Here is a 20,531-nt window from a genome sequence, read left to right on the forward strand (position 1 = left end):
TTTAAAATAAAAATTGAATTAACGTTGACGTTTGTTTTGTTCAGTTTTCAAAGATCAATTTCGTTGTTTCGCTTTTTGACAGCGACCTTTATATCTTATCACCGTCAGAGCTCAGTGTCAACAACTTTTTTAATTTCTTTTTTGTTTCTTTTTGTTTGCTGCCCGCTTATTGCGGCAACGAATACTAATATACCACCTTTCAAATGACGGTGCAATAGTTTTTTTAAATCTTTTTTAAAAAACTTTCATTTATGTAAAGGTGCTATGAATAACGTAAATACACCATTTAAATAACTATATCCAATATGCAAAGTTCAAAACCTATTTCCTTCATATTATAAGACAAAAACCGGCTCCTTTTCGGGAAGCCGGTTTTTGTCTTATATATGATTAATCACGATGCCTCATCAACGGGAAGAGGAGGACGTCGCGGATGGATGGGGAATTTGTCAACAGCATAACAAGGCGGTCGATTCCGATTCCCAAGCCACCCGTTGGCGGCATTCCATATTCAAGTGCTTCCACGAAGTCGTTATCCATCATGTGCGCTTCGTCGTTTCCTTGTTCACGTTCTTTCAATTGCGCTTCAAAGCGTTGACGCTGATCAATCGGATCATTCAGCTCAGTGAATGCATTTGCGTGCTCACGTGCAACGATAAATAGCTCAAATCGATCAGTGAAGCGAGGATCTTCATCGTTTTTCTTTGCCAATGGAGAGATCTCAACTGGATGCCCGTAGATGAAAGTAGGCTGAATGAGCTTCTCTTCTACTTTTTGTTCAAAGAACTCGTTAACAATATGGCCATATGTCATATTATCCTTGATTTCCACACCATGCTCATTGGCCAATGCGCGTGCTTCTTCGTTTGACATCTCTTTCCACATGTCGACGCCCGTATATTCCTTGATTGCATCGACCATGTGAAGCCGGCGCCATTCAGGTTCCAAATTGACTTCGTAGTCGCCATATTGGACAGTCGTTGTGCCAAGCACTTCCTTAGCAATATGCGCGACAAGGTTTTCTGTAAGCTTCATGATATCTTTATAGTCAGCATATGCTTCATAAAGTTCGATCATAGTGAATTCTGGGTTATGACGGGTTGATACACCCTCATTCCGGAATACTCGTCCGATTTCATAGACTTTTTCCAAACCGCCGACGATCAATCTCTTCAGATGAAGCTCTATCGCAATACGCATGAAAAGAGGCATGTCCAATGCATTATGATGCGTGGTAAAAGGTCGGGCAGATGCTCCGCCTGCAATGGCATGCATCATTGGCGTTTCCACTTCCAAGTATCCATTGTTGTCTAGGTAGCGACGCATGGATTGGATGATTAAGCTGCGGGCGATGAAGGTTTTCTTGCTTTCATCACTTGTAATCAAGTCCAGGTAGCGTTGACGGTAACGTTGTTCTACGTCCTTCAATCCATGGAATTTATCCGGAAGCGGACGGAGGGCTTTAGTCAAGAATGTGAATTCTTTTGCCTTAACGGACAACTCGCCAACTTTCGTCTTGAATACAGTTCCTGTGATGGCAATGATGTCTCCTAGGTCCACAGAATTGAAGATTTCATATGCTTCTTCCCCGATGGCATCTTTTCGGACATAAATTTGAATTTGTCCATCAAGGTCTTGAAGATGGGCAAACCCGGCTTTTCCTTTTCCGCGTTTTGTCATTACGCGGCCAGCGATGGATACCGATTCAGTTTTTTCCTCTAATTCTTCCTTGGAGAATTGATCGAATTGTTCCTTGATTTGAGCGGAAGTGTGAGTGCGGTCAAAGCGTTTCCCGAATGGATCGAGCCCTTTTTCGCGCATTTCCTCCATTTTTTCCAAACGAACTTTCCACTGGTCGTTTATTTCTTCGTGACTCATACTATGCACACTCCTATATGATTTTATAAAAGGTCATGGACCGTTTGTACATTTTTATCCTCTATTATTGTACACAATCTATCTGACTGAAACATCCCTTTAGACTCTCATTTTTAAAATTTACCACATTCTTAAAAAATGCACAAAAAAGGGATGACTCATTAAATCGATCCTGCCTCCCCTCGGTTCAATGATCGATCCGCTCGGAGGTAGACCGCAAGAGAGTCAGTCCCTTCTTAAAGCATTAACCTGATTGTGAGCTTCTTCTTCATTCATGTACAGATTAATTCTTCATATCTTCCGGAGGAGTCAACTCCTCTAACGTTATACCTAAGATCCCGGATACTTCCTTCAGTAAATCTTCGGAAGGAAGCCGGTTCCCTCTTTCTATTTCACCCAATAAGGATACCGACACTCCCAGTTCCCGCGCCAGGCCTTCTTGTGTGTATCCTTTTAGTTTTCTATAAGCTCGTATACGTCTTCCCCATTTGTCTGCTTCCATAACCGAACTCCTTCTTTGTCAGGTATTTCATCTAGAACTTGAATGTAGGGGGTATCTTTGCTTGAATGCGCAAGATCAGGTTCGATTTCCACTAAAGGAACGAGCACGAACGCCCTCTCGTGCATTCGGGGATGAGGAATAATCAAATTTTTTGTTTCGATATTTTCGTTATTATACAGCAAAATGTCCAAGTCGATAGTTCGCGGCCCCCACTTGATTTCCCTTTTTCTTCCAAGTTTCATTTCGGCGTCCAAGATGACGGACAGTAGCTCCTGAGCTGAAAATGATGTTTCTACTTTAATAGCCATATTTAAAAAATTTCCTTGTTCTGTGTAGCCCACTGGATCGGTTTCATATATGGAGGATGCGGCGAGGATTGAAATGGCATCGTTTCTTTGAAGCAGTGCCATAGCTTTTTTTAAATAAGCTTCGCGATCCCCCATGTTAGAACCTAGTGATATATATGCAATGTTGTCCATTCTATCTACCTCTTTGAATTTCAACGGCTACGGATTGGTAATGCCCCGGAATCGGCGGGTCAGGTTTAATCAGCTTCACCGTTACTTGGTTTATTTTTGAGAATTGATCTAGGATAGCCTCGCATATCTTTTCTGCTACAGCCTCCACAAGCTTATAAGGCTTGCCTTCCACGATCTCTTTGCATACGTGGTATAAATCTGCATAATTGACACTTTCGGCTAGATCATCCGTTTTCCCTGCTTTTTTCAAATCCAGTTCGACAGTCAAGTCAACGCGGAATCGCTGGCCAAGTTTGGTTTCTTCTTGAAACACTCCGTGGTATCCATAAAACTCCATTTGATGAACATAAATTTTATCCATTTATTTCACCCTTTCCGATTAAGGCATCCATCATTTTTGCCGCCCGGGTTACTTCCTTCACATCGTGGACACGGACAATATGGCATCCCTGCTGAATTCCGCTGCAGATCGTAGCGATGGTCCCTTCAAGCCTTTCATCGACCGGGAGATTCAAGACCTTTCCAATCATAGACTTTCTGGAAGTTCCCAGCAGAACGGGATATTGTAATGAACAAAGCTTCCCGAGATTTCTCATCATCTCTATGTTTTCCTTTAAGTCCTTCGCAAATCCGATGCCTGGATCGAGTATGATTTTATCATCCTTCACTCCGGCTCTCTTTGCAAGTGCAATACTTTCAAAGAGATCATTCACGGCATCCCGATAAAAAGAAGAGTATTTTCGGTCGCTTCGATTGTGCATCAATATGATTGGTGCACCATACTCAGCCGCCACCCGGGCGATTTCCGGCTCCCTTTTTGCCCCCCAGACATCATTGATGATGTGGGCTCCTGCTTTAAGTGCTTTTCGGGCAGTACCCGCTTTATACGTATCGATCGAGATCGGGATATCGATTTCTTTGGAAAGCGCCTGAATGACAGGCACGACCCTCTGGATCTCTTCCTCTTCAGAAACTTCTTCATGTCCGGGCCGCGTGGACTCCCCGCCAATATCAAGGATATCGGCACCTGCCTCAACCAACTGTTTCGCATGGATGACCGCCTGATCAACCGCGTTAAACTTCCCGCCATCCGAAAAAGAATCTGGAGTCACATTCAAAATCCCCATGATGTAAGTTTTTCTCGAAAAATCCAAAGTATATTTTCCACATGACATTTGATTGATCATTGTTGTCCCCCATTATCAAAAATCTCACTTCGGCCCCATAAAGAACCGGAGTGCATTCTGTACTGTTGATGTATCTTACGGAAGAAACCCCCATTCTTTCCGGGGAATTCAATTCCAGCAATATCATTCACAGGTATTGCTTCTTGAATGGAGTTCGTGAAGAAAACTTCGTCCGCATCCAACAAGGCTTCCTTCGAGTAAAATCCCTCTTCTGACTTCAAGTTCAATAAAGGGGCAATCGTTAGGATATACTGCCGAGTTATACCCTTTAATATTCCCGTTTCTATTGCGGGAGTGTATAATGTTTGATTTTTGATCCAAAAAATATTACTGGTGATTCCTTCTGCTACATAATCGTGTTCATTAAGGAAAATGCCTTCTGTTAATGGTTGATCTGCAATTTCCCTTTTGGCGACGATGTTATTTAAATAGTGATGGGATTTCAACCGCTCTGCTGTTTCTGGCGTATTTCTTTTGACCTTCAACAACTTCCCCTTTTTTTCCTGAAGTTGCTGCAGTGTCGACGGCAATTTTTTTTGAAAGATGATAGTCGTCGGATTCGAATAAGGGGTTGTTTGCAGACCGATCTCCCCGATGCCGGCAGACACATTTATCCGTAAATAGGAGTCCGGCAGCTCATTGGCTATCGATAGGCGCCGGATCTGCTCTAGAAGAACGGATTTTTCCGGGATCATATCAATATTCAACTGTTTTAATGCATCCTCCAGGCGGGACAGGTGGTCATCAAATAAAAAGGGATGCCCATCATAAGTCCTGAACGTTTCAAAAGCCCCGATTCCATACAAATATCCATGGTCAAACGGGGAGATTTCCGCTTGTTCTTTCAATACCATTTTTCCGTTCAAGAAAATGTACATGCCGCCATCTCTCCCCTGGTCGTTTGAAAGAAGTTTTTCAATAACGTTTTTCCTTCATCCGTCATAATGGACTCAGGATGAAACTGAACACCTTCAATGGGAAATTCCTTATGCCTGATCGCCATGATCTCTCCTTCGCTTGTCCAAGCCGATATTTCCAAACAGTCAGGCAGCGATTCCTTTTTGACGATCAAAGAATGATACCTGGTTGCAGTAAAAGGAGAGGGGATGTTCTGGAAAATGGTTTTCTGGTCATGGATGACCTCAGATGTTTTTCCATGCATTAATTTTCCCGAGCGGACCACTTCTCCACCAAATACCTGGGCTATGGATTGATGTCCGAGGCACACCCCGAACATAGGGATCTTTCCGGCAAAATAACGTATCGCATCCATACTGATCCCCGCTTCATTCGGACTGCATGGGCCCGGTGATATCATCAGAAAATCGGGGTTCAACGCTTTAATTTCTTCAATCGAAATTTTATCGTTCCTTTTCACGACGATCTCTTCCCCCAATTCACCCAAATATTGAACGAGGTTGAAGGTAAATGAATCATAGTTGTCAATCATTAAGATCATGTCGATCACCTTCCGCTTCCGCCAGCTCGATTGCCTTCCATAAAGCCGCTGCTTTTTTTAAAGATTCCTTATACTCATGTTTTGGATTGGAATCAATGACAATCCCTGCACCTGCTTGGATATGGGCAAGTCCACTTTGGGCGAGCATCGTCCTGATGACGATATTCAGCTCCAGGTCACCATTAAAACCAATCCATCCGATCGAACCCGTATATAGGCCCCTTTTTACCGGCTCGAGTTCTTCTATGATTTCCATTGTCCTTATTTTGGGCGCACCGGTAATTGTCCCCCCGGGAAAAACAGCACGGATGACATCTGCTCCGCCGCAGTCTTCCGCCAATTCTCCCCTTACATTCGATACGATATGCATCACATGGGAGTATTTTTCGATAACCATAAATTCATCGACATGAACCGTTCCATATCTGCACACTTTCCCAAGGTCATTACGCTCAAGGTCGACCAGCATGACATGCTCCGCCCGTTCCTTTTCATTATGGATGAGTTCTGATGCAAGCTGGAGGTCCTCCTCATGATTTTTTCCTCGTGAACGCGTCCCTGCTATCGGCCTTGTACTGAGATCCATTCCCGATTTTTTCACTAGCAGTTCGGGAGACCCGGAAACAATTTCAAAATCAGGCGTATGGATAAAGGACATGTAAGGAGAAGGGTTCAAAGCCCGAAGCTGTTTGTACACTTGAAAAGGCTGAACAGATAGTAATTTCGATTGGCGAACAGATAAATTTACCTGAAACACATCCCCGCTCGCGATATATTCCCTGATGGCTTCCACTGCCTCCATGAACATTTGTTCGGTCATCGAAACCGAGGCACCATCATCCATCTTTTCGTCGAATCCTGTATTTGCTACAGATATTTGTTTGCCGTTCTCTTTCCACCTTTGAAGGAGTGCGGCCGCCCCTGCCTTTTCTTCGTTTTCATCCTCTATCAGCTTCATTGCCCAAATTTCGTTTTCCAAATGATCAAATGCAACCCATTCATCGAAAGCGAGGAAATATAGATCAGGAATGGACAAATCGTCTTCCGCAATAGAAGGAAGATTTTCGATATAACGGACATAGTCATAACTGATAAAGCCGATCAACCCTCCCTGAAAGTCAGGAATCCCCTGATGCTTATGAGTTTGATGCTGTTCCAGCCAATCATACAGCAAAAGGAGAGGATCACCATTAATAAACTGCTTTGTTCCTTCTGTTTCCACCTCAAGTCCATTCTCGGCAGCGACAAGCTTGGCAAAGGGATTCAGCCCGGCAAAGCTGTACCGCCCTCCCCTTCCGCTTTCCAAAAGGACATGATAGGAAGACCCAGACGATAATTCCTCATATTTATTAAAAAAATGTTGATAGCTGCAGGATGATTTTTCATAGATAAGCTTTTTCTTCTGCACCCGTCAATCACACTCCTTCAAGTATCTATGTCTACATCATACACTAAGAAAAGCGGAAGCGGCTAGACATCGACGTACGGACTGGAAGGTTATCGACTGAGATAAAGGAATCACGAAAGGTGACAGCCTTTCGATGTTGACTTATCGGAGGGAGAAAACCTGAAGTCCGCTAGTCGATAGGCGCTGGAGCTGGACAATTGGAAAAGCGGAAGCGGCTAGACATCGACGGGGGATGGGAATAACTTCAGACTGCAGCTGCCGCGTACACAAAACAAGTTTCCCGGATTTTTAATAAAAGTTGAGAAGTGATGCCTTATTTCCACTGCAGGATGTTCTCCTTCCGAGGGGCTCGCATCATCCGCTCCAATGAGAAAACAGCAAACAAAAAGGACACGTCCGCGGACATGCCCTTGCTATTAGTCAAATTGGTATAGCGGCGTACTTAAGTATCGTTCACCGTTGCTTGGGATGATGGCCAAGACTTTTTTTCCTTTTCCAAGCTGTTTCGCCACGCCCATGGCCGCATGGATTGCTGCACCCGAGGAGATGCCGCCCAAGATGCCTTCTTCTTTGGCCGCACGGCGGGCCGCAGCAAACGCTTCTTCATTATCTACGGTCAAAACCCCGTCGTAAATGCCCGTATTCAGTATATCAGGAACAAACCCTGCACCGATTCCTTGAATTTTATGTGGACCTGGCTTACCACCTGAAAGAACGGGTGAATCGGTTGGTTCAACTGCATAGATTTTCACATCAGGATATTTTTCTTTCAAAACCTGACCTGCACCAGTGATGGTACCGCCCGTTCCGATGCCCGCAATAAACGCATCCAATTGATCCCCCATTTGCTCGACGATTTCTTTTCCGGTTGTTAATCGATGAACTTCAGGGTTGGCTTCGTTTTGGAATTGCTGCGGCATGAAATAGCCTTTTTCTTTTACAAGCTCTTCAGCCTTTTTAATTGCTCCTTTCATCCCCTCCGCACCAGGGGTCAATTCCAACTCGGCTCCATATGCACGCAGCAGGTTCCGTCGCTCCATGCTCATCGTATCAGGCATCACCAAAACAGCACGATAGCCTTTTGCTGCAGCAACCATGGCCAGGCCAATCCCTGTATTTCCGCTTGTCGGCTCAACGATGGTATCCCCAGGGTTGAGTTTCCCTGCTTTTTCAGCAGCTTCAATCATCGCCAAAGCGATGCGATCCTTTACGCTGCTCCCTGGATTCATATATTCGAGCTTCACATATACATCTGCACTATCTTCTCCGACCATTCTATTCAGTTTCACAATGGGTGTTTGACCAACCAAATCAGTAATTGAATTCGCAATCCTTGCCATTGTACCACTCCTAATACCTAGTATTTTTATAGGTTTTAATAAAATTTACCAAACAGATTTTAACCTGTCAAAGGAATTGCTTATATAATTTTAATATTTTTCGAAAAATTTAGACCTTTATCTATAAAAAAACTGATCACATTGATCAGTTTCTTTAATCATTCTCACCTGATTTACCATAAAACCATGTTACCCCGGCATCTTTCCAGAAGTTTCCAGGGGACATCGGCGCTTTAAGATGTTCGAGGGCTATTTGCCTCCGGATCTGGTTCTTTACATCCTCGTAGGTGAATTTCGTGCCGTTTATTTTCTCATTCAAAAGTATGATGGCATAGCCGCCTTCTACTTTAACCGGTTTACTCCAGTCCTTTTCTTTCAAGGATTCCACTGTTTTCAGGAAAGAATCGGAATACTCTTTGGAATCAGCAGAAATATAGCCAACGTCTCCTCCTTGTGGTGCTGAATCGGCGTCAATGGATGTTTCCATTGCAAGGACGTCAAAGTGGGAGCCGTTTTTCAACGCTTCTTCCGTTTTCAATGCATCCTTCTTTGAAGGAACGACGATCTGGGATACATGGTAAGTGGTAGGAATATTATAAAGGCTCGCATTATCTTTATAATATTTTTCCATTTCGTCGTCTGAAACGACAACATCTTTTGTGACCAGTTCCTCCAACAACAAATTCGTTTGGATGTCTTCCTGCAGCTGACGTTCGTTCAGGCTGCTTTCTTTATTGTCCGACGGATTCAATACCGTTTTAAACATGGTCACTTCCTGGTTTATTTCTCGTTCAGATGCTTTGATTCCATATTTCTTTGCCATTTGCGCGATTACTTTTTTGTCAATGAGATCTCGGAGGACGCTTTTCCCATATCTCTCATCCAATTCATGCAGCCACTGGTCGCGAGTTATTTTTTCCCCACCGACCGTTGCGACCGTTTCCGTGTCCGCCGCACCGGCAGTGGAGCTTTTCTGACTAAACGTGAAGAAGGAAATTGTGCCGATATTAACAATCAATAAACCGATAATGATATACCATAGCTGTTTCTTTCCCACACCGATTCTCTCCTTAAAAGATCTTTTATTTCGCTTCTTTCAACAGGTCTTCAAGTTCTTCCTTAGAGTAATGGTAAACTTCGTTGCAGAAATGGCATTGCGCCTCGCCTTGACCATCAGTATTTATCATATCTTCGATTTCTTCTTTTCCAAGACTGACGATGGCATCGGCGAATCGCTCCTTCGAGCACTGGCATTTGAATTGGATTGGCAGCGTATCTAAAAACTTGATATTTTCTTCGCCTAATAGCTCCTTTAATAGCTCTTCCGGTGTTAGGCCCTGTTGAATCAACTTAGAGACGGGCGGAATTGTCTGAAGTCTTTTTTCAATGACAGAAATGGTCTCCTCATTGGTTCCAGGCATCAGTTGAAGGATGAAGCCTCCCGCAGCGAGGATCGAATTATCTGGATTCACAAGGACGCCAACTCCGACAGATGAAGGAACTTGTTCGGATGAAACAAAATAATACGTAAAGTCTTCTCCAAGCTCTCCAGACACAATCGGCACCTGTCCGGTAAAGTTTTCCCTCATGCCGATATCTTTCACAACTGTCAGGTTCCCCGTTGTACCAACCGCACGCCTGACATCTAATTTTCCTTGTTCATTCAGATCAAAATGAATTTGAGGGTTGGATACGTATCCTCTTACATTTCCTTTTGCGTCGCTATCCACCAAAATAGCTCCGATTGGACCGCCGCCTTCGATTTTTACCGTAAGCTTGTCCTCGCCTTTCATCATTGCCCCCATCATGACGCCCGCCGTCATGGCGCGCCCTAATGCAGCCGATGCCGTCGGCCATGTATGATGTCTGCGCTGGGCCTCGCCCACTGTATCTGTACTCCGCACTGCATAGGCTCTGACTTGACCGTCAAAAGCTACAGCCCTTACTAAATAATCACTCATCCTCAATAACACCTTCCTTAATGTACTATCCCATGTTGCGTTTATAAATTAGTCTCAAACCCTTTAATGTAAGGAAAGGATCCACAACATCAATAATGCTTGATTCTTTATTGATTAAAGTTGCAAGCCCGCCAGTCGCAATGACCGTTGGTTCCTTTTTACTTTGAGCTTTCATTCGATTTACAATACCTTCAACTTGTCCTACATAGCCAAATAATATTCCTGCCTGCATGGCAGCAACCGTATTCTTCCCGATTACATTCTCTGGACGAGCAATCTCGATCCTTGGCAATTTTGCCGCTTTCGAATAAAGAGCCTCAGTCGATATGCTGATCCCCGGTGCGATAGCTCCACCCATATATTGTTTTTCTTCGTTGATATAACAATAGGTCGTTGCCGTTCCAAAATCCACAATAATCAACGGACTTCCATATTCATGTATTCCTGCCACAGCATTCACGATGCGGTCGGCACCGACTTCACGAGGATTTTCGTATTTAATATTCAAGCCTGTTTTGATTCCCGGTCCTACGACGATCGGCTTGATGTGAAAATATTTATGGCACATTCTTTCCAAGGAAAACATGATCGGCGGCACGACGGAAGAAATGATGATGCCGTCAAACGCTTGAAATGATAAGCCCACATGCTCCAAAAGCGTTTTGATGACCATCCCATATTCATCTTCCGTTTTGTGGCGGTTCGTTTCAATTCGCCAATGATATTTCAAATCTTCTTGGTCATAGACACCGAGCACTATATTCGTATTCCCTACATCCAAAACAAAAATCACGATTATTCACCCACTAATTCATTCTCAATTATCATGGCTCTGTCAGGATTGTCTTTTAACAATCATTTTGAATCACCAACAGAGACTCAGCATAATGCCATCATACCATAATTCCCTGCATTCCAATAAAACATTAAAATTACAGCGGTTAAACAGAAAAAAGACTGACTCAGCAGCCTTCAGGGCAACCTCTGCTTGCGAGTTACCTGATCTTTGAGTCAGTCTGTTTAAACTTATAATTTGTTCGTATCTTCATCGTCAGAAGTAAGATTATCTTCTGGCTTAGGAGCTTGGTTTTTGGCATGATCCGGAATATCGGAAGAAGCGGTTTCGTCCTTTTTCTTCTGAATATTCACTTTCATATTGTCTCCTGTATCGATACGTTTTACTTCGTCTTTCTCAAGAGATACCTCACCGCGGTCAGGCAATTCGCCATGATCCACCAAATGTTTGATTTGTTGTGCATCAAGTGTTTCGACTTCCAATAGAGTATTAGCGACCAATTCCAGCTTATCTCTATTTTCAGTCAAAATCTTTTTCGCGCGGGCATAGCATTCTTTTATTATTCGTTGAATTTCTAGATCAATTTCATAAGCGATGGCATCAGAGTAATTTTGGTCATTTTGCAAATCTCTTCCCAAGAAGACCTGGCCGCCTTGCGCTTGGCCGAATTGCAGAGGTCCGAGTTTATCACTCATACCAAACTCCGTTACCATTCTGCGTGCAATTCCTGTGGCACGCTGGAAGTCATTGTGGGCTCCCGTAGAAACCTCACCGAAAGTAACTTCCTCTGCCACACGTCCACCAAGCAACCCAGTGATCTTATCCAAGAGCTCAGGCTTGGTCATGAAATAACGATCCTCTTTCGGAAGCATGACCGCATATCCGCCAGCTTGACCGCGTGGAACGATCGTTACTTTGTGCACCATCTCGGCCTCATCCAATACAATCCCGATAATCGTATGACCGCCTTCGTGGAATGCAACGATTTTGCGTTCTTTTTGTGAAATGACCTTGCTTTTTTTGGCAGGACCGGCAATTACCCGGTCAGTCGCTTCATCAATATCGACCATTTCGATTTTCTTTTTATCTTGACGAGCCGCTACCAGAGCCGCTTCATTCAGTAAGTTTTCCAAATCCGCACCCGAGAATCCAGGCGTCCTCATCGCAATTGCCTTTAAATCCACTTTATCGGATAGAGGCTTATTGCGGGCATGTACTCTAAGTACTGCTTCACGCCCTTTTACATCTGGACGATCAACGGTGATCTGTCTATCGAAACGTCCCGGACGCAATAATGCAGGGTCTAGAATATCAGGCCTATTGGTTGCGGCAATGATGATGATTCCTTCATTCGCGCCGAATCCATCCATTTCAACAAGCAATTGGTTCAATGTTTGTTCACGTTCATCGTGGCCTCCGCCTAATCCTGCGCCGCGTTGACGGCCGACAGCATCAATTTCATCGATGAAGATGATACAAGGTGCATTTTTCTTAGCGTTTTCAAATAAGTCGCGAACACGGGATGCTCCGACCCCTACAAACATTTCCACGAAATCGGAACCACTGATGGAGAAGAACGGCACACCCGCTTCTCCGGCAACGGCTCTTGCCAGCAAGGTTTTACCAGTACCTGGAGGTCCGACTAAGAGAACCCCTTTCGGAATGCGTGCACCTAAATCGGCAAATTTTCGAGGATCTTTTAAGAATTCGACAACTTCCACAAGCTCTTGCTTTTCTTCATCTGCCCCTGCGACGTCTTTAAAGCGGACCTTTTTCTTCTCTTCACTGTAAAGCTTTGCTTTACTTTTACCAAAGTTCATGACACGGCTGCCGCCGCCTTGAGCCTGGTTCAACAGGAAGAAGAAAAGAATAAAGATGATCACAAACGGAATGATCGTCGTAAAGAAAGAAACCCATCCGCTTGTTTCTTTTGCAGGAAGCACCTTCACTTCTGAATCCGTTGTCGTGGATACTTTGTCAATACGATCGAGCAGCGCTTGGCTATCCATCACATATGTAAGGAAATGCTGATCTTTATCGTATCCTTTCAGCTGCCCCTTAACGGCGTAGACGCCCCTTTCAGGCTGCAAAGAGACGCTGGTGACATCTCCCTTATCCAAAGCGGATACAAATTCATCATAAGATATATTCTTCGTTGGTTCGTTGTTATTGTTAAAATAACTGACGACACCAATAATAACTAGAAATACTAATAAATAAAAAATGGTGTTTCGAAAAATCCGGTTCATCCCTTACCTCCTCCCACGGGTAAACAAACTACATTCAATAGTATCATAGAAAATCATGCCATTCCAACAATTTGCATTTGCTGTGAATGCATTTACATTGTAAGTTTCCCATAGTATTTTCATTATCGGCCAGACTTACTCGCCTTTGTTATAAACTTCAGGTTTTAACACACCTATATAAGGAAGATTACGGTATTTTTCTGCGTAATCCAATCCATATCCAACAACAAAAGCATCTGGAACATTAAAGCCTACATAGTCTGCTTCAATATCAGATTTCCTGCCTGTCGGTTTATCCAAAAGCGTCACGATTTTGATGGATTTAGCTTTACGATAGCGGAATAAATCAACCAGGTAGCTTAATGTAAGACCGCTGTCGATGATGTCTTCAATGATCAGCAGGTCCCTTCCTTCCACTTTTGTATTCAAATCTTTTACTATTTTTACTTCCCCTGTAGAGACGGTGGAGTTTCCATAGCTTGATACATCCATGAAATCCATTTCCAAATAAGTATCAATTCGTTTTAACAGGTCTGACATAAATGGCATCGCACCTTTTAAAACGCCGATCGCCAAGGGAAAGCTGTCCTTGTATTCTTCTGTTAATTGTCCAGCCAAGTCTTTGATCTTCGCTTGGATTTCTTCTTCTGTAATTAATACTTTTTCAATATCCTGTTTCATTAATTCAATGGCCCCCTAGAAGATGATTGCGAAATGTATTGTAAAACTAAAAAAGGTTTATTTAAATCCGGCTCGTCATAAATTGATTTTTTCAATCCTGGCAGCCAAAGGATCGTCCCTGATTGGTCAGTGACCAACGGCCAACCCTCTCTGGATTTCAATGGGATCTTTTGATCAATAAATATATCTTTAACCTTTTTGGTCCCATTCAATCCTTTTATTGCAATTCGATCACCTTGTTTTCTTGTTCTCACCTTTAATGGCATGATAACCCTCGAAGGATCGACACAGAAAAAATTTTGGTTATCCCTGCTATGTAAATCCTGGTCAATTCCCCTGCGAATAATAATTTCATCCCCGTCGGGGAGTGGTAAAACACCTTCCATCGGGAGTTCATACTCGAAGGGTTCATCCGCTGTCTGCTGCCTGAACGTAAATAGGCAATGGTCATAGGATCTGCGTACCTGTAATGCTTTGGGCAGATCTATATGTCCTGAAGGATGATTGCTGCCAATCAAACGAAAAATATCATGGATATGTACAGCAGATAATGAAGATGGTAAATCTTTATAAAGATAGTTTAATATTAGTTGAATACCTCTTCTTTGTAAAGGCAAAGGCATCTTCTTAAATGGGGTTATTTCAATCGAGATTTCCCCATCAGAGCTATTCCATAATTTATTCATTTCTACCTTGGTTAATTCCTGCAGAAAATATTCATCTTCCAGCATTTCTTCACTGAAACGCTGGAACTGTTCATGAACTTTCGGGTTTTCCTCTTTCAGCGCAGGCAGCACCCGATGCCTGAATCGGTTTCTCGTATAATCATCCTTGTCATTGCTGGGATCCCGCCTTGGCTCCAAGCCGAAACGGGTGCAATATTCTTCAATCTCCTTTTTTTGAAGGGGCAATAGCGGTCGGATGATATAGCCTCTTTCAAAAGGCCTTTTAAATGGGATTCCAGCCCTGCTTTTCCCAACCGCGCCTCTGGTCATCCTCATCAAGACGGTTTCCACCTGGTCATCGCCGTGATGTCCAAATGCGAGCTTATTGAAATCCTTCCCATTCACAATTTCTGCGAAATACTTGTACCGATATTGCCTCGCCGTTTCCTGCATCCCTTTATTTTCTTCGTCCATAATTTTTTTTATGTCGATGGCTTTAGAGTGGAAAGGGATACCATACGTAGCACAAAATTTCTGTACAAATAATAAATCTTCATTTGATTGCTTCCCTCTTAGCATATGGTCCACATGAACCGCAGCGACCTGGATTTTGTAGAATTCCTGGCGCTTGTATAAATAGTGGAGCAATGATAAAGAGTCGGGACCGCCCGATACGGCAATCAATACACGATCTCCATTTGCAATCAATTGATGGGATTCAATGAAGGCCGAAACCTTCCTCTCATATTCAAGCATTAACATCGGTCCCTTGTGAGCATCTATATTCCATGATGACTTTTTCTTTTCATTATCTTAACATTCCACAAAGCAAACAACAAAAGAGAACCTCATTATTTCAATATTTTTTCATAATTCCGATTATGTACAGAACGGCCAAGTCAAAACAGCCTCCACACGGAAGCCCTCTCAAAGTAATTGGCCGTAAATATAGAGAAAATATAATGCAGCAACGATTAATATGATCAACACCGTTTCTGCTAAACCGCCTTTTGGCTTTTTCTTCTGATGATATTTCTGTTGGCGGGAAGAAGGCTTATTCGGCACATTTCTTGTATATCTATTTCTGGATGTGTCCATCCGGGGCTGCGGTCTGGGAGTGCTGGCAATATCCAGCAGCAGTTCTTCTCTCATTTCCCCCGCCGACCTATATTCACCTTTCAAGGCTTTTGAAAGCACTCCTTTGTACGGCGATAACTCGTTGTTCTTATGAACCACATCCAAGATTTGTGTCAATCCGTTTCCTCTTTTTGAAAATCTTTTAGGAATTGCCATGTTCACCATGATCATGGCGGCGGCAAACAGGTCGTATGCTGGTTCAGCCTTTCTTGATCCTGCTCCCCAGTAGCCTCTGTCGAAGAACTCGGTGAATTCCTTTATCGCCCTTCCTTGAATGGTCGTTCCTCCAACATCAATGCATCTGATTGTAGGGGGTGGTCCGGTTACGATTAAATTCTCAGGTTTAAGGTCGCCGAACACCCACCCTGATTGATGAAGTCGTTCAAGGTCCTTCAATAACTGAAGGATGAGTACAGGCCTCCATGAAGCTCCTTTTTTTTGAACGAACGCTAAAAGATCGGGCCCTTCGATATATTCCATGCAATAAAACGGAATATTTTTCTCTCCTTTTGCCCAATCATCCACATCTAATAAAGAAGGCCCGAGGGCAGACCCTTGGACCTTAGCAAATGCTTTGAGTACGTTTACCTCTGAAGTTATGGAAGTATGATTGTCACTGAACTTCAATGCGACATTTCCTTGTGCCCCGGCCGCTAAATATACGATGCCATTCGCCCCATATCCGAGCTCTTTGATCAGCGTATAGCTCTGCTGATGCCACTTGCCGGAAACGATCGTCCCGGCTGGAAAGTTATATTGACTCTTCAAAGAATTGTTCATCATCACGGGACAGCAAGCTCCTTAGTGAACGTTTTTTCTTGAATTGCGTTAAAGCCTCTTGGATGGCTGGTCCTGTAGGGGTAATCCCCCCAGAGGATAATTTGGAAAAGGTGCTCGTCAATGTTTCCAGTCTTGGCGTCCAATCCAATAATTTTTCGACATCTTTCTTTTTCCCGGGAAATACGAATACAGAGAATCGATTTTCCCCCATCCTTGCATTGAGGCTCAATGATAGGTCCAACATAGCTTCCTTTACTGTCGGAAGCTTGTGTTTCATACTTGCACTTGTGTCGACAAGAATCAACACTTCCAAATCCACTGTCTCACCCAACTCATCCACCACTTCCATCACTTCTCCACGCTTTTCGGGCGGAAGTTCCTCAACGGATGCGGATGACCCAAGAATTTGTTTCAGTTCTTTATTGATGACTCCCTGAAGCGTTTGAGTCATGGCTTTTCGCGTGACCATCTGGACCGTTTGTGAAAGCTGCTGGGCGTATACGACTTGGCTGACCCCCCCGCCGGACATGGCGATCCCTTCGATTTCCTGCATACCGCTTTCATCTATCACATCATTTTCCATCACACCGATGACATTAACCGTAATCCCTTGTTCCTTCGCCAATGCGGCGATGGCTATGGGATCATCTCCATGATTGGAACAGCCATCCGTAATCAACAATATTTGTTTCAGCGTACCTGTCCTCATAGGTTTCCCCTCCTAATGGTCTTGTTACCATCCATCATCGACGGATAGGAGGGGTTTTATACGCTTGTCTTATTAGAATCTATCTTTTTTCAAGGCTCTTTTCGAATATATTATTGCTGGTCATCAAGGAGTGACAAGGATGAGTTCGGTTTCCGAGGTGCCTCACATGAAGTGAGGTCATTCGATGTTTGCACACGACGTGCCGACCTTAATCGAACATCCGCCAAATACCTCCTCGGCTTTGCTGTGGGGTCTCACCCGGCCCGCTGTTTCCTCCGGAGTCTCGCACCTACCGCTCCAATCAACAACTTACGGTGAATTTTCATCAGAGAAAATATTCATATCGACAATCTTTGAATAGCATTCTATGAAATGATTTTATTTTTTCCAACCGGAATGCTGGCCCACTTTGGTGTATTATGATCGATTTTGGCTACAACAATGGTCATGTCGTCCTCAATATTCCCAGACCGCGTACGTATCACCTCTTCCATGATCAAGTCCGCGATTTCCTGGGGATCGGTCGTTTCCATTTCTCTTATTTTCCGCTTCATCCACGCGTCATGATTTCCGATATGGCGAGGGCCTTCGAAGACACCATCACTCATCATGATTAATAAATCCCCTGCCTTCAACTGATCCGAGACGACATCGACATCGAACTCTTGCAGTATCCCCATCGGCAGATTGCTTGCCTCTATTTTTAATATTTTATCCCCTCTTTTAACAAAACTCGGTGTTGACCCGATTTTCAGGAATTTGACCGAAGCATCCTGCAGGTCAATCATGGCAAGATCCAGTGTTGAGAAGATTTCATCCGTAGTCCTTAAGGAAAGAATGGAATTTATCGATTTGATCGCGACTTTCTCTTCTATGCCAGATTGAAGGATCTTTTGAAGCAGCCTCAACGTCTCATTCGATTCAATATGTGCCCGTTCGCCATTTCCCATTCCATCACTAATGGCAACGGCATATTTCCCGGGTCCAAGCTCAATCATTGAGTAGCAGTCTCCTGAGACCAGCCCTCCCCCTTTTGCGGCATGTGCTGCACCTGTTTCCACAACAAATGCCTTTGCCGACCTAAAGGTGACCTGGCAGCTGTCGCTGCGAAGCTTTGCACACTCTTCCCTTTGGACAATAATGGATTCTCCTGTGATATCCGACAGCATCGGTGCAATCAATTTTTCACATTCCCCCATCCCGTTGCAGGATGGGAGTGTCATATCTATATCTACATTCCCCTGTTCAAGCGAATATATCTCTACTTGGTCGATCTCGATTCCAAAGTCTTCAAGTGCTTCTAAAATCAACTCTTCCTGTTTGTAGTGATTCTCCCTCTCTCTTTGGATTTCACGTGCAAAATCTCCCATGACTTCGGATACCCCTTGAAGCTGATCTGCAACCAGCTTCCGGCTTTCTTGAACCTGTTTCTTCAGCTGCTGATTGGCGTGGAAATACATGAATTCCCTTTGGATGGCATCATGCACTTTTTTCGGCTTCACACAATGCTTTTCCAATTCACGGGTCATTTTGGGACTAAGAGCTTCATTACCAGAATCAACTTCATACATCACTTCCTTCATCAGCTGATAAGTTTCTTCAAAATTCCTGCTCCAGCAGTGGTCCTTTTTAAAGCAAGTCTGACACGTCTTTTCCGTTACATTGCTAAGGAAAAAATCAAGCTCCCTTTCTTCATACTCCGGATCATCGATTTCATCATACTGCGTAAAGCTTTTGGATAGAGCTTGAAATACTGAAGAAAACTGTTCAACACGATTGGCAGTCACATCCCTTATTTTCCTCATATATTGCTGCTGTTCCTGAGCATACTCCGGCGTCCCGGGAATATACTTCGCTAGTTTCAGTGCCAAATTCTGTGGGGTCAAATATAAGAGGAATACGGCAGCAAAACTCTCATATACGGTCTTTAGCAGCGAACTGTCACTTTCCCCATACATTCCGATCAACAGTGTGGCAATGATCAGACCAATGGCTGTCCCTGTCCTTTTCCCCTCCTTTAACAATCCCCCGAGTAATCCTGAAAAGGCAAGCAGGCTCATTTGATAAAAGCTTGATACATTGGCAAGACTGAAGATGAGACCGGTCACTACCCCAACAGTTGAGCCGACAGTCGCCCCTGCCACAAAAGCGAATAATAGGACAAGATATCTAGACAGGATGTGTTCTACAGATAGATTGTAAAGTGACCAGCCTATCGTCCCCGTCATGACAGAGGCAAGCATAATGATTAAACTGATGACCTCCTCCGTTTTCAAAGATTTTTTTCTCTTATTAATGGATAACAAAGGGATGCTCTGCATAAAGATGAGAGTAAGGATGAACGTCAAGGATGCTTCGACCCCTGTCATCACCCCGTCATACACTGTGATGGTCTGCCCTTGCTGAATATATAAAAATGCGCATTTTACGATAAACGATGTACCAAGCACGTAAAATGGCAGGGATTTTATTTCATTTTTAATAAATTTCTTCGTTGTCCGAAAAGCGATAAGAAATAATGTGCTCAGCATAAACGTAAGGACTATATTACCGATCGATAATGTCAGCGATCCCGCCAATACACCCAGCAAGGCAAGTGGTGCCTTATCTTTCCTCAATAAATATACAGCTGCAAAAAAAGGCAGGGAAAATGGCGTCAAATGGGACAGGATCAATGCTCTTCCCAACAGAAATCCAATAAGGATCAAAATGATGCCCTTTTGGAAAAACATCACCTCGAGTTTCATCTGCAAACGATGAATCCCTTTTGAAATCCCGATTTTAGTATCTTCAAGGTTTACATTCCCTACCGGCTCCATTAAGGTCCGCTCCGCTTTTTCCATCCCTCATACACTCCCCATTCGTATTCGTTGCTGTTTATTATAAAATGGACAAGCTTCAAAGTTTGTCAAAATGAGGAGTTGAATTGTAAGAAAAGTTCGACTTCTTTTTTTCGAAATCTGATTATCCTACTTTTTTTTACAAATCTTACACCGAACATGAATTCCTATAAACAGCTTTAATCCCCACGATATCAGTGGTTATAAAAGGAAATAAATTAAACGACATTTTTCTAGAAAAATTATTGACATCCTTCTCATGTGTATGTATTATAGACATTGTGCTTTTAAGAAATCATTTTTTATGGCGGCGTAGCTCAGCTGGCTAGAGCGTACGGTTCATACCCGTGAGGTCGTGGGTTCGATCCCCTCCGCCGCTACCATAATTAATATTCATGGCCCGTTGGTCAAGCGGTTAAGACACCGCCCTTTCACGGCGGTAACACGGGTTCGAATCCCG

The 20,531-nt window shown here is 43.6% G+C and carries 18 protein-coding genes and 1 tRNA gene; 1 reads left to right on the forward strand and 18 read right to left on the reverse strand.

Annotation, left to right across the window (positions count from 1 at the left end):
- Window positions 1–390: 390 nt before the first annotated feature.
- The 18 genes from lysS to spoIIE form a co-directional block, all read right to left on the reverse strand.
- Window positions 391–1,878, reverse strand: a complete 1,488-nt coding sequence (lysS, locus tag D9X91_RS20305; RefSeq protein ID WP_121682486.1) for a lysine--tRNA ligase — start codon at window positions 1,876–1,878, stop codon at window positions 391–393.
- Between the two features lie 283 nt (window positions 1,879–2,161).
- Entirely contained in the window at window positions 2,162–2,380 is a 219-nt protein-coding gene (locus tag D9X91_RS20310; protein WP_121682487.1) for a helix-turn-helix transcriptional regulator, read from the reverse strand.
- Entirely contained in the window at window positions 2,332–2,859 is a 528-nt protein-coding gene (gene folK, locus D9X91_RS20315) for a 2-amino-4-hydroxy-6-hydroxymethyldihydropteridine diphosphokinase (RefSeq protein ID WP_121682488.1), read from the reverse strand. Before folK ends, D9X91_RS20310 begins: the two co-directional genes overlap by 49 nt.
- 1 nt (window position 2,860) lies before the next feature.
- On the reverse strand, window positions 2,861–3,220 hold the full coding sequence (folB, locus tag D9X91_RS20320; RefSeq protein WP_121682489.1) for a dihydroneopterin aldolase: 360 nt from the start codon (window positions 3,218–3,220) through the stop codon (window positions 2,861–2,863).
- Window positions 3,213–4,046, reverse strand: a complete 834-nt coding sequence (gene folP, locus D9X91_RS20325) for a dihydropteroate synthase (protein WP_121682490.1) — start codon at window positions 4,044–4,046, stop codon at window positions 3,213–3,215. The genes folB and folP overlap by 8 nt, the downstream gene beginning before the upstream one ends.
- A complete protein-coding gene (pabC, locus tag D9X91_RS20330; protein ID WP_121682491.1) occupies window positions 4,043–4,924 on the reverse strand; it encodes an aminodeoxychorismate lyase in 882 nt (293 codons plus the stop codon). The genes folP and pabC overlap by 4 nt, the downstream gene beginning before the upstream one ends.
- Window positions 4,909–5,505 carry an aminodeoxychorismate/anthranilate synthase component II gene (gene pabA / locus D9X91_RS20335; RefSeq protein ID WP_121682492.1) on the reverse strand — a complete coding sequence of 199 codons (597 nt, stop codon included), beginning with the start codon at window positions 5,503–5,505 and terminating at the stop codon, window positions 4,909–4,911. Before pabA ends, pabC begins: the two co-directional genes overlap by 16 nt.
- Window positions 5,489–6,913 carry an anthranilate synthase component I family protein gene (locus tag D9X91_RS20340; RefSeq protein ID WP_121682493.1) on the reverse strand — a complete coding sequence of 475 codons (1,425 nt, stop codon included), beginning with the start codon at window positions 6,911–6,913 and terminating at the stop codon, window positions 5,489–5,491. Before D9X91_RS20340 ends, pabA begins: the two co-directional genes overlap by 17 nt.
- A 416-nt stretch (window positions 6,914–7,329) precedes the next feature.
- Entirely contained in the window at window positions 7,330–8,253 is a 924-nt protein-coding gene (gene cysK, locus D9X91_RS20345; RefSeq protein WP_121682494.1) for a cysteine synthase A, read from the reverse strand.
- A gap of 154 nt (window positions 8,254–8,407) precedes the next feature.
- On the reverse strand, window positions 8,408–9,310 hold the full coding sequence (locus D9X91_RS20350) for a peptidyl-prolyl cis-trans isomerase (RefSeq protein ID WP_121682495.1): 903 nt from the start codon (window positions 9,308–9,310) through the stop codon (window positions 8,408–8,410).
- Window positions 9,311–9,335: 25 nt separating this feature from the next.
- The gene (hslO, locus tag D9X91_RS20355) at window positions 9,336–10,214 is read right to left on the reverse strand and encodes an Hsp33 family molecular chaperone HslO (protein ID WP_121682496.1); all 879 of its coding nucleotides are present in this window, start codon (window positions 10,212–10,214) and stop codon (window positions 9,336–9,338) included.
- Between the two features lie 25 nt (window positions 10,215–10,239).
- A complete protein-coding gene (locus D9X91_RS20360; protein ID WP_199738149.1) occupies window positions 10,240–11,007 on the reverse strand; it encodes a type III pantothenate kinase in 768 nt (255 codons plus the stop codon).
- Between the two features lie 233 nt (window positions 11,008–11,240).
- Window positions 11,241–13,259 (reverse strand): ATP-dependent zinc metalloprotease FtsH, encoded by a 2,019-nt coding sequence (gene ftsH, locus D9X91_RS20365; RefSeq protein WP_121682498.1) that lies wholly within the window; start codon window positions 13,257–13,259, stop codon window positions 11,241–11,243.
- A 135-nt stretch (window positions 13,260–13,394) separates the two neighbouring features.
- Window positions 13,395–13,940 carry a hypoxanthine phosphoribosyltransferase gene (hpt, locus tag D9X91_RS20370; protein ID WP_121682499.1) on the reverse strand — a complete coding sequence of 182 codons (546 nt, stop codon included), beginning with the start codon at window positions 13,938–13,940 and terminating at the stop codon, window positions 13,395–13,397.
- On the reverse strand, window positions 13,940–15,361 hold the full coding sequence (gene tilS / locus D9X91_RS20375) for a tRNA lysidine(34) synthetase TilS (protein WP_121682500.1): 1,422 nt from the start codon (window positions 15,359–15,361) through the stop codon (window positions 13,940–13,942). Before tilS ends, hpt begins: the two co-directional genes overlap by 1 nt.
- A 171-nt stretch (window positions 15,362–15,532) precedes the next feature.
- On the reverse strand, window positions 15,533–16,525 hold the full coding sequence (locus D9X91_RS20380) for a protein kinase domain-containing protein (RefSeq protein ID WP_121682501.1): 993 nt from the start codon (window positions 16,523–16,525) through the stop codon (window positions 15,533–15,535).
- On the reverse strand, window positions 16,494–17,231 hold the full coding sequence (locus tag D9X91_RS20385) for a VWA domain-containing protein (RefSeq protein ID WP_121682502.1): 738 nt from the start codon (window positions 17,229–17,231) through the stop codon (window positions 16,494–16,496). Before D9X91_RS20385 ends, D9X91_RS20380 begins: the two co-directional genes overlap by 32 nt.
- Before the next feature lie 365 nt (window positions 17,232–17,596).
- The gene (gene spoIIE, locus D9X91_RS20390) at window positions 17,597–20,074 is read right to left on the reverse strand and encodes a stage II sporulation protein E (protein ID WP_121682503.1); all 2,478 of its coding nucleotides are present in this window, start codon (window positions 20,072–20,074) and stop codon (window positions 17,597–17,599) included.
- A 303-nt stretch (window positions 20,075–20,377) separates the two neighbouring features.
- Between spoIIE and D9X91_RS20395 the strand changes: the two genes are divergently transcribed.
- Window positions 20,378–20,454 (forward strand) — tRNA-Met (locus D9X91_RS20395).
- Window positions 20,455–20,531 lie beyond the last annotated feature (77 nt).

This window comes from Falsibacillus albus, assembly GCF_003668575.1.
GTDB classification, from domain to species: domain Bacteria; phylum Bacillota; class Bacilli; order Bacillales; family DSM-25281; genus Falsibacillus; species Falsibacillus albus.

Excerpts from the sequence above, each read along its gene's own strand:
- lysS (WP_121682486.1), bottom strand. The coding sequence starts at position 1,878 with ATGAGTCACGAAGAAATAAACGACCAGTGGAAAGTTCGTTTGGAAAAA.
- D9X91_RS20310 (WP_121682487.1), bottom strand. The coding sequence starts at position 2,380 with ATGGAAGCAGACAAATGGGGAAGACGTATACGAGCTTATAGAAAACTA.
- folK (WP_121682488.1), bottom strand. The coding sequence starts at position 2,859 with ATGGACAACATTGCATATATATCACTAGGTTCTAACATGGGGGATCGC.
- folB (WP_121682489.1), bottom strand. The coding sequence starts at position 3,220 with ATGGATAAAATTTATGTTCATCAAATGGAGTTTTATGGATACCACGGA.
- folP (WP_121682490.1), bottom strand. The coding sequence starts at position 4,046 with ATGATCAATCAAATGTCATGTGGAAAATATACTTTGGATTTTTCGAGA.
- pabC (WP_121682491.1), bottom strand. The coding sequence starts at position 4,924 with ATGTACATTTTCTTGAACGGAAAAATGGTATTGAAAGAACAAGCGGAA.
- pabA (WP_121682492.1), bottom strand. The coding sequence starts at position 5,505 with ATGATCTTAATGATTGACAACTATGATTCATTTACCTTCAACCTCGTT.
- cysK (WP_121682494.1), bottom strand. The coding sequence starts at position 8,253 with ATGGCAAGGATTGCGAATTCAATTACTGATTTGGTTGGTCAAACACCC.
- hslO (WP_121682496.1), bottom strand. The coding sequence starts at position 10,214 with ATGAGTGATTATTTAGTAAGGGCTGTAGCTTTTGACGGTCAAGTCAGA.
- ftsH (WP_121682498.1), bottom strand. The coding sequence starts at position 13,259 with ATGAACCGGATTTTTCGAAACACCATTTTTTATTTATTAGTATTTCTA.
- hpt (WP_121682499.1), bottom strand. The coding sequence starts at position 13,940 with ATGAAACAGGATATTGAAAAAGTATTAATTACAGAAGAAGAAATCCAA.
- tilS (WP_121682500.1), bottom strand. The coding sequence starts at position 15,361 with ATGCTTGAATATGAGAGGAAGGTTTCGGCCTTCATTGAATCCCATCAA.
- D9X91_RS20380 (WP_121682501.1), bottom strand. The coding sequence starts at position 16,525 with ATGATGAACAATTCTTTGAAGAGTCAATATAACTTTCCAGCCGGGACG.
- D9X91_RS20385 (WP_121682502.1), bottom strand. The coding sequence starts at position 17,231 with ATGAGGACAGGTACGCTGAAACAAATATTGTTGATTACGGATGGCTGT.
- spoIIE (WP_121682503.1), bottom strand. The coding sequence starts at position 20,074 with ATGGAAAAAGCGGAGCGGACCTTAATGGAGCCGGTAGGGAATGTAAAC.